The following is a 16,564-nucleotide window of genomic DNA, read 5'->3' on the forward strand; positions in this document are numbered from 1 at the left end:
TTTATTTCTGGCTGCAAAGGAACAGTTTTCGTGTTGCAGAGAAATGTCATATATGTTACAGAAGTGTTACAATCTATCTTTTAAGTACTCATAGAAAGTATACTGCGCACGTATCTTTTCCTTTTGTGGGCGTGTTGATTTCCAGCGGTTTTGTAGATTGGCATCTACAAAACATGCTTTACGTTTGTCTGCCAGTTGGATGGCGAGCATATCTGCCAGTTCGCGTTTCAAGTCTGGATCCAGTATCGGGGTTACGGCCTCGATACGGCGGTAAAGATTGCGACGCATCCAGTCCGGTGAACCGAGAAAAAGTTTGGGTTTACCGCCATTTCCGAAATACCATATTCGGGCATGTTCCAGAAAAGTGTCTACAATACGAGTGACGCGGATATTACGGCTATATTTTTGTTCCGGTATCAAGCAGCAGATTCCTCGCACAATGAGGTCAATCTTTACTCCGGCTTGCGATGCCTCATAAAGCCTGTCTATCATGGTGGGGTCTTGCAAAGCATTCATTTTTAGGATAATTCGTCCTTGTTTTCCACTCTTAGCCAAGTTTATTTCGTGTTCGATGAGACGGTTCAACTCCGGTATCAAGTTGAAGCGAGCCACCAGTAGGCGGTGGAACACAGGATTTTCCTTGCCTTGCAAAGTACGGAACAGGTTATGCAGATCGTTGACAAGTATCGGATTACAGGTGAACAATCCACTGTCTGCATATAATGTTGCAGTCTTTTCATTAAAATTACCCGTGCTGATATATGCGTAGCTGGGTAGTTTGTGCCCCTGTTTATCACGGCGGAGTATGAGAGCCACCTTGGCATGTACTTTTAATCCCGGTATGCTGAAGATGATATTGATACCTGCCGCTTTCATCATTTCAGCGGTTGCCAGATTATTCTCTTCATCGAAGCGGGCTTTCAGTTCAACGAAAACGGTAACTTTCTTACCATTTTGGGCAGCAGCTATCAATGTGTTGATAACTGCAGAGTTTTCTGCAACACGATATTGAGTTACCATGATTTCACGTACGGTAGGTTCGTGAACGGCTTCATATAAAAAATGTATAAAATGTTCGAAAGAATGGTATGGATAATGCAGTAATAAATCTTTTTTTTCCACATACCGGAATATAGATTCCCGTTCATCCAGACAAGTTAATCTCATGGGTTGAGGCTTTCGTATAGGACGTACGGTTTGATTGGGGTTGGGGAGATGTCGTAGATCCTCCATATTCAGATGTTTGTCACCGGGTACCAGCTCTTGGCGGTTGATGCGAAAAGCATCTACCAAGAAATCGAGAAAATCATCCGGCATGGCACGGTCGTACACAAAACGGCAGACTGCACCAATCTTGCGTTTCTTTACTTTGGTCTTTACCTGCTCTATGATTTCAGAAGTATTGGCAGTGTCGTCAATCAGGATATCTGCATCACGCGAAATCTTGATACAATAACTGCTGTCCACTTCATAACCAGGAAAGATAGTACCGATGTTTGCTTTGATTATATCTTCTATGAACATAAGATAATAATTCTTTCCCACTTTGGGTAGTTCTATGAAACGGGGTACCTTGCTGTAGGGGAGTTTCATTACGAAATATTGCGTGCGGTTAGGGGAATTCAGTGGTACACCTTTTAAATATAAGCGTACGGCAAGATAAAGCCGGTTATCTCTGAGGAATGAGATTATTTTGTCTTTACTGACGGGAACGGGAGACAGGTAGGGGAAAATCTCTTCTCTAAAGAAACGATGTAGAAAATCTTTGTGAAACGGTTCTACATTACGACCTTGATAAAATATAATATGGTGTTCCCGTAGCGCAGGCAGTATCTTTTCTTCATAGATGCGGATACGTTCTTCTAACTGGCGGTTTACTTCTTCATTGATTTCTCCCACCAGTTCAATGGCAGACTGTACACTTTCTTCATCACTATGCGCAGCACCGGTTGCTATCGCTTTATGGTCTGCAACACGTATCTTATAGAACTCTTCCAGATTAGATGAGTATATGGAAATAAAGTTGATGCGTTCATATAGCGGTAATGTGTCGTCTTCAGCTTCCAGCAACACCCGGTAGTTGAATGATAACCAGCTGATGTCACGTTTGAAATATCTGTGTTCCATAAAATATCAGTTTAAAGAAAAGAAAAATGATAATTTGCCAGTGTTACACGTCTAAATTCCCATTGCTTTTCCTGTATTTTTTCCAAATATAATTACCTTTGTGTTAATAAACAACAGAAAGATGACAAAAGTTGGTTTACTATCGGATACGCATGCCTATTGGGATGAGAAATATCTTCAATACTTTGAAACGTGTGATGAGATATGGCACGCCGGTGATATAGGTTCGCTGGAAGTTGCCCGGAAATTGGCGGAATTCCGTCCCTTTCGTGCAGTTTATGGCAATATAGACGGGCAGGATATCCGTCGGCTCTATCCGCAGGTATTACGTTTTACGGTAGACGGAGCGGAAGTATTGATGAAGCATATCGGTGGATATCCCGGTAAATACGACCCTTCTATACAAGGCAGTATTCTGGTACATCCACCCAAACTGTTTGTCAGTGGACACTCTCATATCCTGAAAGTGAAATATGACAAGACTCTCAATCTGTTACATATCAATCCCGGAGCAGCCGGTATTTCTGGCTTTCATAAAGTGCGTACCATGGTTCGCTTTGTGGTGGATAATGGAGTGTTTAAGGACTTGGAAGTGATAGAGCTTGCCGGATAAGGCTTTTGCTTTTTAGGAGTTTACTATTCCTGAAAGAATAAATTATCATTGTATATTTTGTAATTTTGCGATTTTTATCGAACTTTGTACCCTGAATAGCAACGAGAGCCGTGGGGCGTTGTCCTCCTTCTTATTTTATTCTCCATTTGATGTAACACCAAAAAGAACTGAAATATGAAAGGAATTATTCTTGCCGGTGGCAGTGCCACTCGTCTCTATCCATTGTCGAAGGCTATATCCAAGCAGATAATGCCTGTCTACGACAAACCGATGATCTATTATCCTCTTTCCACATTGATGTTGGCCGGAATACGTGAGGTGTTGATAATCTCCACTCCGCGCGATTTGCCTATGTTCCGCGAATTACTGGGTACAGGTGAAGAACTCGGAATGGCTTTTTCTTACAAAATACAGGAGAAGCCTAACGGGCTGGCACAGGCTTTCGTCTTGGGTGCAGAGTTTTTGAATGGTGAGCCGGGATGCCTTATCCTGGGTGACAATATGTTCTATGGTCAAGGCTTTTCGGCCATGCTGAAGCGTGCCGCATCCATTGAAAAAGGTGCCTGCATCTTTGGATATTACGTAAAGGATCCTCGTGCATACGGTGTGGTGGAATTTGATGCCGATGGTAAAGCTATTTCTCTTGAAGAGAAACCGGTTCAACCCAAAAGTAATTATGCCGTTCCCGGTCTTTATTTCTACGACTCTACAGTAACAGCTAAAGCCGCTGCTCTAAAACCTTCGGCACGTGGTGAATATGAAATTACCGATCTCAACCGCCTTTATCTAAATGAAGGTACATTGAAAGTAGAACTTTTTGGACGTGGTTTTGCATGGCTTGATACGGGTAACTGTGACAGTCTGCTTGAAGCAAGTAACTTTGTGGCTACCATACAGAACCGTCAAGGTTTCCGTGTCAGCTGTATAGAAGAGATTGCATGGCGCAAGGGTTGGATAGATGCCGACCAGCTTTATCACCTCGGTGAGCAACTGGGTAAAACCGAATATGGCAAATACCTGATGGAACTCGCCGATTCTCACCGTTAATTGCTTGATGATTGATGGTGGATAATTTGTAATTAGTAATTTATAATTTGTAATTGTATGAAGACTTATCTCGTAACCGGTGCTGCCGGATTTATCGGAGCCAATTATATAAAATATATCCTGGCGAAACATGATGATATAAAAGTGGTGATATTGGATGCCCTGACATACGCGGGAAATTTGGGAACTATCGCTAAAGATATAGATGACGATCGTTGCATTTTTGTCAAAGGTGATATCTGTGACCGTATGCTTGCCGATGAACTGTTTGCTAAATATAAATTTGATTATGTAGTGAATTTTGCTGCTGAGAGCCATGTAGACCGCAGTATCGAAAATCCGCAACTTTTCTTGCAAACTAATATTTTGGGTACTCAAAATTTGCTTGATGCAGCTCGTCGTGCATGGGTGACGGGAAAGGATGAGTATGGTTATCCTACCTGGCGTAAGGGCGTTCGTTATCATCAGGTATCTACCGATGAAGTATATGGTTCGTTGGGTGCCGAGGGATACTTTACGGAACAAACCCCGCTTTGTCCACATAGTCCATATAGCGCTTCAAAGACAAGTGCCGATATGGTGGTGATGGCTTATCACGACACCTACAAGATGCCGGTGACTATCACCCGTTGTTCTAATAATTATGGCCCTTATCACTTCCCGGAAAAGCTGATCCCATTGATTATAAAGAACATTCTTGAAGGAAAGAAGTTGCCCGTTTATGGTGACGGAAGTAATGTACGCGACTGGTTGTATGTGGAAGATCATTGCAAGGCCATCGACCTTGTTGTGCGTCAGGGAGTAGAGGGGGAAGTTTATAATGTAGGCGGTCATAATGAAAAGACCAACTTGGAGATTGTGAAACTTACGATTGCTACTATCCGTCGTCTGATGGAAGAAGAACCCAAGTACCGTGAAGTTCTGAAAAAGAAAGTCAAAGGAACCGATGGACAGATTGATATCAGTTGGATCAATGAAGACCTGATTACGTTTGTGAAAGATCGTTTAGGGCATGATCAACGTTATGCTATCGATCCGGCAAAGATAACAAAAGCTTTAGGGTGGTTCCCCGAAACGAAGTTTGAAGTAGGTATTGTAAAGACCATTGAATGGTATCTGAATAATCAGGACTGGGTAGAAGAAGTGACCAGCGGTGATTATCAGAAATACTACGAAAAGATGTACGGAAAGCGATAAGAATCAACCAACCAATACTATCGTTAATAATAGACCAAAGAACAGCATATTACGCGATGTTTCGCCTAATATGCTGTTTAATTTTTTACCGCTTCTTATTGTAACCATTTTCCGCCAGGTGAGTATGTGCAAGTAAAGATAGATGCAGGGTGCTCCTATAAAGGCAAATGGATTCATTTTTCCGCTATAGACAAACCATAGGCAGAGAAGTGTGGCAACTACGCCCAAGCCCAAATATAGATAGCGCCCGAAAGGTTCTCCGAAGCGTACAATCAATGTCTGTTTGCCGCTAAGTGCATCTTGCTCCCGATCCCGGTAGTTGTTTACAACCAGAAGTGTGTCTATCACCAATCCGCAAATAAGTGAAGCTATCCATACATCTGTAGTGAGGATATGTGTTTGCACATAATATGTTCCGCCCACGGATATGAAACCGAAAAAGATCAAGACTAGTAGATCTCCCCATCCACGGTAGGAAAGGATAGTGGTATATAAAAATGCGAATACAACACATAGTACTCCCAAGAGTATTAATTCCCAACCGCCATGAGGCAGTTGTTCCCAACATTCATGTAATATGGCACATCCCATCAGGCAAGAAAATACAAGCGTACTTCCTATTCCCCACCTCATGGCCCTGGGGGTAATCCAGCCTTGGGCACAGGCACGCTCTGGTCCCAACCGGTCTTCCCGATCACTACCTTTCAGATAATCATAGAGATCGTTAATAAAATTGGCTGCAATCTGCATGCCGCAGGCAAACAAGACGCACAATAATGCTAAGGCTATTTCAAAACCTCCGTCGGCAAATGCCAAAGAAGAACCTATTAATACAGGAATAATGGCTCCTGTTAATGTTTTGGGACGTGCTGCAAGTAGCCAGGCGTGGAGTGAGTTAGGCTTTATCTCTTTCATGTTGATTTCATTTTTTTACTAGAGTCTGTTCGCAAAGATACTGAATTTGCCTATCTTTGTCTACGGCTATGATAAAGAATTAATATATCAGATGAAGAAGTTTTTATATTTGTCTCTGTTGGCTGCATGGCTTTTGTCTTCCTGCCAGTCTACCCGTAACTTCACTTCACCACTTCCCGGTGAGTATTCCGTAAAAATATCGGCATCTTCTGCGTCCGGTTATAAGAATGTGAAGCGTGTCAAGGAATATGAATTTTCCCATCGCGATGTTCCTGCAGCTTTTGATGGTTGTCGTTTGGTATTTGTTTCCGACTTGCATTACCGGAGTTTGTTGAAAGAAAAAGGACTGAAAGATGTTACCCGCTTACTCAATGATTTGCATGCCGATGCCCTGCTCATTGGTGGCGATTTACATGAAGGATGCGAGTATGTACCTGCTGCTATTGCTGCATTGGGTGCAATAAAAACATCTTTGGGCACATATGCCGTTTTAGGCAATAATGATTATGAAGCTTGCTATGAGGATATTGTGAAAGAAATGGAGCGTCAGAATATTCATTTGCTGGAGCATAAAGTCGATACGTTGAAGCGGGATAGTGCGAAGATTTTAATAGCCGGTATACGTGATCCGTTTAATCTTGAACAGAATGGCCAGTCGCCTACACTCTCTCTGTCCCCTGATGATTTTGTCATTCTGCTGACACATACTCCCGATTATGCGGAAGAGGTTTCCATTACCAACACAGATCTGGTACTTGCCGGACATACGCATGGAGGGCAAGTTACATTATTCGGTCTATATGCCCCTATTATTCCTTCCCGTTATGGACAACGTTTCCTTACGGGACTGAAATATAATTCAAAAGGTACACCGATTATTATTACCAACGGTATTGGTACTTCCAATAAAAATATTCGTTTGTTTGCACCAAGCGAGGTGGTGGTGATTACACTGAAAAGATTAGATGAATAGTATCATTATCTGGATAAATGAACCGAAATTTGTCAAGAGCAGATTTATGTAAGATTAACGAACGGAAAATTCAAACTTTCCGTTTTTGTTTCCGTAGCATCCGGTTTGCCTGCTCTAAACGTACTATCTGCTAATGTTGAACATTACATCCGTAACCATGTACTTTAGCTCCCTAAACATCAAGGTTAATCGACGGATCTTCAGGCATTTTTATCGCAAACTACGGGTGTTTTGCCTATTTAATGTGGCATTTGGGAAGTAAAACTGCGTCGTTTGCCCTGCAAATGTGCGTCATTCCAAACAGACAGGAACAGGGAGAAAACAAAAACGGAGAAGCAATGCTCCTCCGTTTTTGCTAATTTAAAATTGAAGTATCTATAAATTCAGGATACAAATATACTGTATTGGAAAGGCGATGTCAAATATATAGTGGTTTTTCTTTAAAATATTTTGTAATCCTGCATTTTAATGTGGGAAATTGTTAAGCGTAAGGATTTACATCAAAATCATTATTTTCTTCAGTGACCGATGAGTCTACTTGTACTCCCAATTCTATCTTACCGGTTTGAGTAGCCTTAATGGTTAACTTTATCCATTTCTGGGGTTCAAGAGAGTTTATTTCTCCCTCTTTCTCCACCGTTTTTCCATTGTAAGTACCTTTAACGACATAAATAAGCTTATTACTTGCGCCTTCCAATATATTGAAATATGCCGATTGAGTATCAAAAGTTGCATTCTCTTTAAATTCTAAACTACGGCTTTGCTTGCCTTCCCGGTAAATAGTTACACTATAAGGATTTTCTGGGTCTTTACCAAAAATGTTCTTGAATGTTTCATCGTATAGCACATTCACTTTTGCATTTTGCATTTTACATACAATATTTACATCTGTTGTCTGTGAAACAACGACATTAACGTCTTGGACTCCGTAATAGCGGGCTTTCCCCCAACGGTTATTAGCCGTCTCTGCATCATCACTTATACAGCTTTCTGCTATAATGGTATAGGTGCCTTCTATAAATCGTAGAGGAGTTGATTTAATGAGTCCATAAGTTTTTTTATTCAGATTAATAATATCCCCACTTTTAATTGTTATCAGATAGGAATCATCTGCTTCCGGATATATCGTTTCTGTACGGGTCGTAGCTACAGATATTTCAGGGTTAGTACCTATGTTGAGATTAATGTATCCATACTCTGTGAATGCAGGAACATCATTATTGCTGCATGCCGCTAAAAGAATGGATAGTACGATGAAGGATAAATATTTTTTCATTGTTATATGATTGTATGGGTTATTCATAAATAAGTTCAACTTCGTCTATAAATAGTTGACTACCTATAAACATGGGCATTACTCCATTTTTATCACTATGGTACTTGGAAACACTAGTATTGGTTCCTGATTCAAATATTATTTCATAATGTGTTGCTTGAGTTCTAAAATCATCATATACTATTTTCAACTTACTTTTCTCTTTCTGATATTCTGTATAATAGGATGGGGATGTCAATTCGGCTTTTCCTATTAATGTATTTCCATTGTATATATTTATTTTAAGAACTGGTTTATCGTTTTCCGTTGGAATATATTTATAATAGAAAGCTAATATACTAGGTCTTGAAGTACAACTAACTTTATCAGTGTAGAGACGTCCTATGGCACTATATTTAGGATTGTCTGGGGCGTTTAGTGATACTCCGGTAATTCCGTATCCGCTTGTCATTATTCTAGCACAATTATTAGATTTGGAATCGGTGTCAGGACGTGTCCCAGAGCGTGAACTCCAACTGTAGATATATCCATAATTTTTAGGACATTTAGTTTCATTGTTAGTTCTCCAAGGACTATTATTAGAATTATTATTTGAATAAAATTCATAAATAGCTCCACACCCATTCTTTCCCCAAGAATCTCCTCCCCAATTATCATTGTCTTTTCCTGTGATAATTGAATACTCATCCAAATTTCCATTAGGAATATTAATAATATTCTCTGTTGTAATTTCTATTGAATTGGTTGTAATTTCTTCACTTAATTGTGCCCTTACTTTATATTTGGTATTTGGGGAAAGATTTGTAAATATGATATCTCCTTTATTTTCGTAATCTTTAATTTTTTCGGCTGAACTCCAGTCTGAAGAAGTTGCTAACATTAGTTCATAAGTTATACCTTGAGGTGTATCTATTTTGTTTCCCTTCTCATCTGTTGCTATAGCAGGAGTTATATAAAGTCGTTTAGCCCATGCTCCTGCCTGTTGATTTGGCAATGTCAATGTCGGTAACGTCAAATTACAATTAATATTATATATCTTTTGTGCCATAGCATCCAATTCAGTAATTGTTTTTTTGATTTCAATTCCTGCTTTGTTTTTTCCTTCCAGCGTTAATGTATATTTCCCGGGCAATACATATAAAGATTGTCCGTTTGTGACTTCTTCTCTTTGTTCTCCGTATGAAACATAGAATTTAGGTACACCGGTAAAGTGATCAATAATATCTGTGGGTATATTGGGGGTTATAATGGCATTTGCCATAGTTGCGATAATGGTTCCTAATTTAGTTGTTTCTCCCTCACGGATAGAAAAGGTTGCTGTTCCTTCAAAATAAGGACTGTTTCCCATTTGTTGCTTATTTCCGTAGTAAGCACGGAGAGTGTAAGTAGCGACAAAAAGATCGACTCCGTTAGCGTAATGATCCATGTGTCCACTTTCAATCACAAAGTTATCAGGATCAATGATTTCAATTATCATATCATTGATACTTGGTGTAGGAATAGAATATGCACGGGTTGTTGCCTCTATTTCTATGTCTACGCCTCCTAAAACCACTCTTCCTTTTCCCTTACCTATGATAGAAGAGGAGTCGTCTGTCTGACAAGCAGTGAGTGCTGCCAGTACAACGAGAATAGTCAAGATATAACGTGAAACTTTCATACTTCTAATAATCATATTCCAAACTAAATTCATCTATTATTAATGTAGCTCCTGCTGCTCCCGTGAAATAATCACCATATTTACTGGCTGAACATACCACAATAAGGTAGGTAGGGATACGGCTGGTTGAATTATATTTTAAATTTAACTCTAACGGAGTATAGCTGCTGACCGTTGTACCACTGTTGAACTCTGCATAAGCGATGACATGCGGATCATTTTTGTCAAACAATTTACGGTCTCTGGGATTAGTCCTGATTTCTACCGGATTTTCCCAATCACCCAATGCTATGTATACCGAACATGTATCCGGTTTATTTTGATAAGGAAGAAAACGGTTATAGTCGGCGGTATTCGATTTTGACGGCAGATAAGTGATGGGGGCCGTGGTATATTTGTAATAACCTTTAAGCTTAGTGGGACGAGCCGTAAATTCTTTGCCAAAACCTAAAATACCGTTTGTACCGTCTGTACGTATGTATTCACCGATAAATAAGTTTCCGGCAGCAAACTTTCCTACACTGCCTAAGCCTACGAATTTAGAACTTAATTGTGCTGCTTGCCCACCCATTGGCGCGCCACTCCATGTATCGCTTGTAGGTATGGTAATGCTTTCTCCCAAAGTGGTAGCACCATCATTCCCGCTATCCCAGATTTGTGTACCGCTTTCTGTCCAAGGATTCCATACTTTACCCGTCTTATGCCATTCATCGAATGACCCGTTAGGCAATTCGATTGCTGTACCGGTAGTAAATTCCACTTCCTCACCTTTGTCTTCACCGGAGTAGGCTCGGCATGTATAGGCGGTATTTGCTTTCAGATGTGGAACACATGCCGTGAAACTACCGCCATTGGCGGTAATATACGAGATGTCTACTTTTTGCCATTCATCAGCATCTTTCTCTTTCAGCTCGAAACCGTTATCTGCGTTTTCTTGTCCCTCGCCGTAGAGCCACGCTACATTTACCCAACCATCTGCCGACTTGGTGACTACATTAGTCTCTACCTGGAATACATAGAGTGTCCATTCTTCCATTACGATGAAATCACGGAAGTTTACCACTACATTGGCTTTGGCATAGTTGCCATGTTGCTCCCATTCCAGATAGGGAATGCCACTACTCATGTTGACAGTGGAACCGGTAGGACCTAATTTTAGATCGGTCAGTTTGATTGTTTTCAAATTACCTTTAGTACTGATATTGACCGAGGCAAAATGTTCTGTCTCATTGAAGACTGCGGTACCTACCTGATTTTCTACGGTAAAGCGACGTTCTATGGTTTGATTGGCTTTCAAAGTCCATTGATAATCCTGATATAGTGAAAGCGTCATCGGATAAGGATTGCTAAGGTCTATAATTGTATCGTTGGGCAGGCTACAACGTCCTCCTTCTGTTACCGTAATACTCTTGACGTGTACTTTTTTCATGTTTACGGTATCTTCCAGATTAACGGTTACTGTCCGATCATCATTTGAAATGACGGCACTTCCTATTTGTCCGTCCACTTCGGTCGCAGTGACAAACAGTTTGATGTACGGATAGGGCACATCATTCTCGATACAAGCGCTAAACAGAGCAGCCATAATCAAGAAACATCCTAAACGGACTTGCATATACACTTTTTTATCCATACTTTTATATTATAAACAAAGGGTGATACCTATATTGATATTGAACAAATTGATTTTGAAATTGGCACCGCTGTTACGACGCTTACCGGTTTCTCCCAAATTGTTCTTTTGTGTTTCGCTGTTATACTTAAAACCAATTACTCCGAAAGACATTTCTGCCGATACGTTTTGCATAATAAATACGGCAATTCCCGGATTGATACCTATATGAAGTTCATACAAGGTTGTTTCGGTACTTTTGAATGCGTTTTCGGCTTCCGTAGCATCTGTTTCTCCATTTTCTTTGCCACGGGAGAAGCGAGTACTACCTGTATTGAATGAAAGAGTAGTTTCATTGAACAAACCGAAACGTCTGCCGGCATCTAATCCTACATAAGAACGATGAAACAGACCGATACTATAAGTATCTTCCGTATAACGTATGTCTTTCAGGGAGAAATCAAGATCATCCATGTTCAGAGCCAAGTTGTCCAGCTGGGCAATAGTATGGTTATAACCTAATTTAGCACCGATAACGATGTTGTTTCGTAAGGCATAACCAATGAAAGGTTTAACCGAAACTGTACGGGCATGACAATCAAAGTCTTTCAGTAAAGAGAACAACAAACGACTGTCTTCGCTATCAAAGTCAACGTAAGATGCCGTTGCACCGCCGATCCATTTACCTTTCGGAATGAAGCGATAATTGATAATACCACGGTCGTAACGTCCAATGGCTTTGGTGCGAATCATGTCTTCCGGTTTTGTTGTCACTTTGGGAGCTTGTACATAAACTGTATCATGTATAAGTATTGTTTCGCGGATAAGCGAATCGCGTCCGTCTTTGCTGCGGAGTGTATCGCTCAATTGACTCTGTGCGAAACCGATACTTGTCATGCAGCAGAATATATATGTTAATATCGTTCGTATCTTCATCTTTATTACAAATAAAAAGCGATGCCTAAGCCTATGGAAAATAGGTTAATGCGAAAATTCGCAGAGTTTAAAGAACGTTCGCCCACATAAACCTGGTTAGTCGTTTGCCGGGTTTTGCTGAAGTCAAATCCCAAAACACCTACACTGACCTCTACCGCTGTATAGTTATTGATGAAAGCAACCATTCCCGGTGCTACCCCTATATTGATGTCTGTAGAGGTAGCAAAGGTTCCTGTAACATCTTCGCCGGAACCACTGACTACTTTGGACTGGCTACCACCCATCTGCATCTGTATGTCGCAGTATAATCCGAAACGTTTGCTGTTTCCCAGGCTGATGTAACTACGCATCATTGCCATGGCGGCGTACGAATGTTTCAGTTGATACATGTCATCCAGGTCGAATTGGTTATCTTCGTCCACATTGATGCTTACTCCACTCAGCTTGGTCAGTGTGCGCCCATAGCTGAAGCGGCCTCCGGCTGCCAGATTATCCTTAAACGCATAACAGAGCATCGGACTTACCTTGAAGGTATACCCGTCTGAATTGATACCTTCTATAATGAGAAAATTATAATTACTCTCATTGTGTTCCGAATAGGAGATAGAATTTCCTACAATCCATTGTCCTTTGGGAACAAAAGTTTTCAACTCGATAGCTCGTTTAAATTCTTGCGCTTGTACTTTTATTAAAGAAAGCACTGACAGCAAAATACATATGTATATAATTTTTTTCACGCGAATATCCGGTTATTCGTATACTAATTCAAGATCATCAAGCCACATAGTACTGCCTATACCACCGGTAAAATAATCTCCATATTTACTGGAGGATGCAACTAATATAATGCTGGTAGGTTTAGTGTCTGTACTACGATATTCAATAGGTATCCTGAATTCAATCATACCATCACCTTCAGTAGCAGCATCCCAAGTTTTTTCACCATAAGCAATGATGTGGGTGTCATTGGAATCAAAGAGTTGGGCATTATTACCATTCTTGAAATTAGTCTTAATGATAACGGGCCATGTTTCCCCGTTAGCGGTTTCTCCAACCCAGTTGCCAAGTGCTATATATATTTGTCCCTTATCCATATCACCTTCGTTGATATAGCTACAGTTATTTGTCATATCAACCGCTTTAGGTTCATAACGGATATAACCTTTTAAAGCTACAGGGCGGGAGGTGAAAGGACGTCCCCAACCCAATGTTCCGTTACCTCTGACACCGTCCATTACTGTTTTTACATATTTCCCGGCGAACAGATTGCCTGCTGCGAATTGATATACCCCCATCAGGCCGGCTTTCTTGGACTCCAGTTTGGCAGAAAAGTTACCACTATGCTTATATTGTTCACTGTAAGTTGTGATATTTATATTGGCGGTTGACGAGCCATGGTTTCCACTATCCCACCACATAGACTGTCCGGAACCATAAACTAACATAGGCGTACCGTCGGTCCAATACTCAAAACTGGAGTTTTCTAATTGTGTAGTAGATTCTGTTGTAAATTGGCTGATTATTGTTGAGGCAGCGGAACCTGCCATTGCCCAATATTCATAAGTTGTTCTGGGGGCTAATCCGGTGATATTTGCATAAAGTTGTTTGGAATTATTCACCCTTTGAGCCGGAACGGTTAATTCGTTTTTAGTACCTTTGATACGATATTTGAAAGCAAGTGCCTCTGTCGTTTCTTTTGCCAATGTAGCACGCAAAGTAGATTTGGTAGCCCAGACATCTTCTTCTGCTACATTGGTGGTAATTACTGTTGCATCTGATACGATGAAACGAAGCAAGGAGGTACGTTGTAGTTTATTGTCATCTGTGGCACTGATATAGATGTCATAGACTCCTTCGGCCTGTGATATCTTTGCCATGAGTGCATCAGAGAATGTTATTTTAGCATTACCTTGTCCTGTATTTACATTGTATTTTGAGTTAATGGTGACTCCGTAATTAGTGGCAAAGAACTCTTTGTCCTCCTTACTCATTGACACAATATCAAAGGAATTGACAGGCAGTCCCATATTCTTGAACTGATCGCAGGTTATCAAGGCTTTGGTCAGTATGGAAGAGGTTGCTATCCAGAATGCTTTGGCTGTTCCTTTATTCAGTTCTATAAATTGTTCATCTTCCAGCGTAAAACCATCTCCACTTATACTGGGACGTCTGTAAACAGGAACCTCAACAGTAGTTGTTTCCAACGGTTCCGTATTTACATCTAATGTAAGAGAGGCTCCACCATCAACATAACTGTCACTATTCTCTTCGTATCCGAAGATTAAATCGTAGCGTGTTGTGGGTAAAACGTCTAATGTGTTTGAACGGGTATAGTTATTACCGCTAAGAGTGGTTGCTTTAAATGTCCATGTCAACTGGCTATTGTCTGTGGGCATCATATAGTAACCGATAGCATCTTCATTATCAGGGGTGAATGTTAGACTACCTTTTGCTGAAGCTATTTGTACTTCGTAACTTTGAAATGCTTGGGTAAGACTTTTCCCGAATTCAACTTTTACTAAAGTATTGGCAATATGACATTCTACATCTACAGAAGTGGTTTGTCCGGCTAAGATATTAAAAGTTTCTTCTCCACGGTAGAATATCTTATCAAAGGAAGCTGCTACAGAATCACCGGCTGCCACTTTTATACTGTAGTCACCTGTGGCGAGCTGTACTTCTTCAGGTATTTCTCCCATTCCGCTGTATTTACGTATCAGGCCTTTGCCACTGTATATGCGGATTTTACAATTTTCTTTAAGGGCTTTCAGAGTCTCGTCTGATAAATTACGGGTAACGGTAGTTACTTTATCTTTTACTCCGATATTCAATCTGAGTAAACCATTTTCATTCAATTCGTCTTCCCTGCAACTGATGGCTATGAGAACGAAAAGTAATAAAACTGATATGTGGTATATATTTCGTTTCATGGATATTAATTGCTCCAAATAAGTGTTAAAGTTTCAGTCGTTTTATTATTTTTGGTGTCTACGACAGTAATAACAAAGTTATGTGTACCAGGATTTAACATCGTCAGTAGTCCGGTAAATTTGGTAATACTGAATACCAATTCTGTTTTACCTATAACATTTTCACCTACAGGGAAACCTAAACCGGTTAAAGCCTCTGCCAATTCTTCAGGATAAGCCAAATCGAAATTCTTCTTTAAATTAACATCCGCCAAAGCTTCTTCGTCTAATACGTCAGAATCGATGGTAACCTTCAAATTGGCGATGCCATTGCTGGCTGCGATATTCACTACAACCGGATATGGATTATTGACGTTTGTTGTTTCGGGTAATACGATAGCTTTAGATATATTAAATCCATCTCCTTTGATAGTGGGTTGTTCGCCGGTTGGATCGTCGGGTACGTCCGGTGTATCAGGCTCATCAGGAATCACGTCCTCATCCGGATCGACTATAATATCTTGCTCAATGGTTGTACAGGTAACATCTATACGAATACTGATATTTGCATTGCCACCTTCAGTATTACCACTTTCATCAATGTCTTTTAATGTGTATTTGATGATTTTGTGAGAACCGGCTTTTACCTGTGGAAAACCTTTAGAGATATCCACATTTTCACCCTCTATTGTCCCAGTCAGTCGGGTAGTGAGCATATTGGCATTCTCGCTGATTGCTTGATAGTAGCCGGCACGCTTTTCATCTTTTACAAAATCGAGCGAGCCTTCGCCCGACGTTACATTGGCTTTTACATCATCACCTAAAAGTTCTGATAATTTTTCGTCATATTCCACAGTAACCATGATACTGCGTAATACACATTGTAGAGTATTGATATTGGTAATCTGGTTTTCTGTAATCTCAAAATCTTCCTTTCCATAATAGTACGGGTTTTCAAACTCGGCCGGGAGCACATCATGTGAAAAGGCTGCGGCAGTATAGTTACCGACTTTCAGTGAAAATATCTCCGGCATTTCACTGTATTTCCACTCTTGTACAAGCTTGTTGGCGTTATCACGACTGTAAATACGGATAATATAGTCTTTTGTGTCTACTGACCGGGTATTGGCGTTAACATCTACAGTCAGCTTTAAAGATGATAAATTAAGCTGACCTTCTGCAATTGTTTCGGTTTTACTGTTGTCTTTTTCTGAGAATTGTTCGCGTTCACAGGAAGTTAATGTAAATAGGCACATTAAAAAGATTGCCGATATATATTCTAATTTTCTCATATTAATG

General features: G+C 40.4%; 13 protein-coding genes. 4 read left to right on the forward strand and 9 right to left on the reverse strand.

Going from position 1 to position 16,564, the window contains the following annotated elements; translation table 11 throughout:
• Positions 1–66 precede the first annotated feature (66 nt).
• On the reverse strand, positions 67–2,127 hold the full coding sequence (locus C1A09_RS11035; RefSeq protein ID WP_101544047.1) for an RNA degradosome polyphosphate kinase: 2,061 nt from the start codon (positions 2,125–2,127) through the stop codon (positions 67–69).
• Positions 2,128–2,248: 121 nt separating this feature from the next.
• Here C1A09_RS11035 and C1A09_RS11040 point away from each other — a divergent pair, with 121 nt between their 5' ends.
• From C1A09_RS11040 to rfbB, 3 genes are all read left to right on the forward strand, one after another.
• Positions 2,249–2,740 (forward strand): metallophosphoesterase family protein, encoded by a 492-nt coding sequence (locus tag C1A09_RS11040; protein WP_101544050.1) that lies wholly within the window; start codon positions 2,249–2,251, stop codon positions 2,738–2,740.
• A gap of 174 nt (positions 2,741–2,914) precedes the next feature.
• A complete protein-coding gene (gene rfbA / locus C1A09_RS11045; protein ID WP_101544053.1) occupies positions 2,915–3,787 on the forward strand; it encodes a glucose-1-phosphate thymidylyltransferase RfbA in 873 nt (290 codons plus the stop codon).
• Between the two features lie 57 nt (positions 3,788–3,844).
• On the forward strand, positions 3,845–4,984 hold the full coding sequence (gene rfbB / locus C1A09_RS11050) for a dTDP-glucose 4,6-dehydratase (protein ID WP_101544055.1): 1,140 nt from the start codon (positions 3,845–3,847) through the stop codon (positions 4,982–4,984).
• Between the two features lie 3 nt (positions 4,985–4,987).
• Here rfbB and menA read toward each other — a convergent pair whose 3' ends face one another.
• Positions 4,988–5,899 (reverse strand): 1,4-dihydroxy-2-naphthoate octaprenyltransferase, encoded by a 912-nt coding sequence (menA, locus tag C1A09_RS11055; RefSeq protein ID WP_101544057.1) that lies wholly within the window; start codon positions 5,897–5,899, stop codon positions 4,988–4,990.
• Positions 5,900–5,990: 91 nt separating this feature from the next.
• On the opposite strand from menA, the gene C1A09_RS11060 reads away from it, so the two are divergent.
• Positions 5,991–6,872 (forward strand): metallophosphoesterase, encoded by an 882-nt coding sequence (locus C1A09_RS11060; protein ID WP_101544059.1) that lies wholly within the window; start codon positions 5,991–5,993, stop codon positions 6,870–6,872.
• 481 nt (positions 6,873–7,353) lie between these two features.
• On the opposite strand, the gene C1A09_RS11065 is transcribed toward C1A09_RS11060, so the two are convergent.
• Genes C1A09_RS11065 through C1A09_RS11095 form a run of 7 tightly spaced genes read right to left on the reverse strand, consistent with a single transcriptional unit; the run spans position 7,354 to position 16,557 of the window.
• The gene (locus C1A09_RS11065; RefSeq protein ID WP_101544260.1) at positions 7,354–8,148 is read right to left on the reverse strand and encodes a DUF4493 domain-containing protein; all 795 of its coding nucleotides are present in this window, start codon (positions 8,146–8,148) and stop codon (positions 7,354–7,356) included.
• A gap of 19 nt (positions 8,149–8,167) precedes the next feature.
• Entirely contained in the window at positions 8,168–9,808 is a 1,641-nt protein-coding gene (locus C1A09_RS11070) for a DUF4493 domain-containing protein (RefSeq protein WP_245875012.1), read from the reverse strand.
• Between the two features lie 4 nt (positions 9,809–9,812).
• On the reverse strand, positions 9,813–11,441 hold the full coding sequence (locus tag C1A09_RS11075; protein ID WP_101544061.1) for a PCMD domain-containing protein: 1,629 nt from the start codon (positions 11,439–11,441) through the stop codon (positions 9,813–9,815).
• A gap of 9 nt (positions 11,442–11,450) precedes the next feature.
• Positions 11,451–12,356 (reverse strand): hypothetical protein, encoded by a 906-nt coding sequence (locus tag C1A09_RS11080; protein WP_101544063.1) that lies wholly within the window; start codon positions 12,354–12,356, stop codon positions 11,451–11,453.
• A gap of 5 nt (positions 12,357–12,361) precedes the next feature.
• Positions 12,362–13,093, reverse strand: a complete 732-nt coding sequence (locus C1A09_RS11085; RefSeq protein WP_370738736.1) for a hypothetical protein — start codon at positions 13,091–13,093, stop codon at positions 12,362–12,364.
• A gap of 12 nt (positions 13,094–13,105) precedes the next feature.
• Entirely contained in the window at positions 13,106–15,286 is a 2,181-nt protein-coding gene (locus C1A09_RS11090; RefSeq protein WP_101544066.1) for a DUF4493 domain-containing protein, read from the reverse strand.
• Positions 15,287–15,291: 5 nt separating this feature from the next.
• Positions 15,292–16,557, reverse strand: coding sequence for a DUF4493 domain-containing protein (locus C1A09_RS11095; RefSeq protein WP_101544068.1), 1,266 nt, complete (start codon positions 16,555–16,557; stop codon positions 15,292–15,294).
• Positions 16,558–16,564: the final 7 nt, after the last annotated feature.

The sequence above is a fragment of the Bacteroides cutis genome, assembly GCF_900241005.1.
Lineage (GTDB): Bacteria > Bacteroidota > Bacteroidia > Bacteroidales > Bacteroidaceae > Bacteroides > Bacteroides cutis.

Bases quoted from the DNA above. Each gene is read 5' to 3' on its own strand.
- rfbB (WP_101544055.1), top strand. From the start codon at position 3,845: ATGAAGACTTATCTCGTAACCGGTGCTGCCGGATTTATCGGAGCCAAT.
- menA (WP_101544057.1), bottom strand. From the start codon at position 5,899: ATGAAAGAGATAAAGCCTAACTCACTCCACGCCTGGCTACTTGCAGCA.
- C1A09_RS11035 (WP_101544047.1), bottom strand. From the start codon at position 2,127: ATGGAACACAGATATTTCAAACGTGACATCAGCTGGTTATCATTCAAC.
- C1A09_RS11065 (WP_101544260.1), bottom strand. From the start codon at position 8,148: ATGAAAAAATATTTATCCTTCATCGTACTATCCATTCTTTTAGCGGCA.
- C1A09_RS11060 (WP_101544059.1), top strand. From the start codon at position 5,991: ATGAAGAAGTTTTTATATTTGTCTCTGTTGGCTGCATGGCTTTTGTCT.
- C1A09_RS11095 (WP_101544068.1), bottom strand. From the start codon at position 16,557: ATGAGAAAATTAGAATATATATCGGCAATCTTTTTAATGTGCCTATTT.
- C1A09_RS11040 (WP_101544050.1), top strand. From the start codon at position 2,249: ATGACAAAAGTTGGTTTACTATCGGATACGCATGCCTATTGGGATGAG.
- C1A09_RS11070 (WP_245875012.1), bottom strand. From the start codon at position 9,808: ATGAAAGTTTCACGTTATATCTTGACTATTCTCGTTGTACTGGCAGCA.
- C1A09_RS11075 (WP_101544061.1), bottom strand. From the start codon at position 11,441: ATGGATAAAAAAGTGTATATGCAAGTCCGTTTAGGATGTTTCTTGATT.
- C1A09_RS11080 (WP_101544063.1), bottom strand. From the start codon at position 12,356: ATGAAGATACGAACGATATTAACATATATATTCTGCTGCATGACAAGT.
- C1A09_RS11090 (WP_101544066.1), bottom strand. From the start codon at position 15,286: ATGAAACGAAATATATACCACATATCAGTTTTATTACTTTTCGTTCTC.
- rfbA (WP_101544053.1), top strand. From the start codon at position 2,915: ATGAAAGGAATTATTCTTGCCGGTGGCAGTGCCACTCGTCTCTATCCA.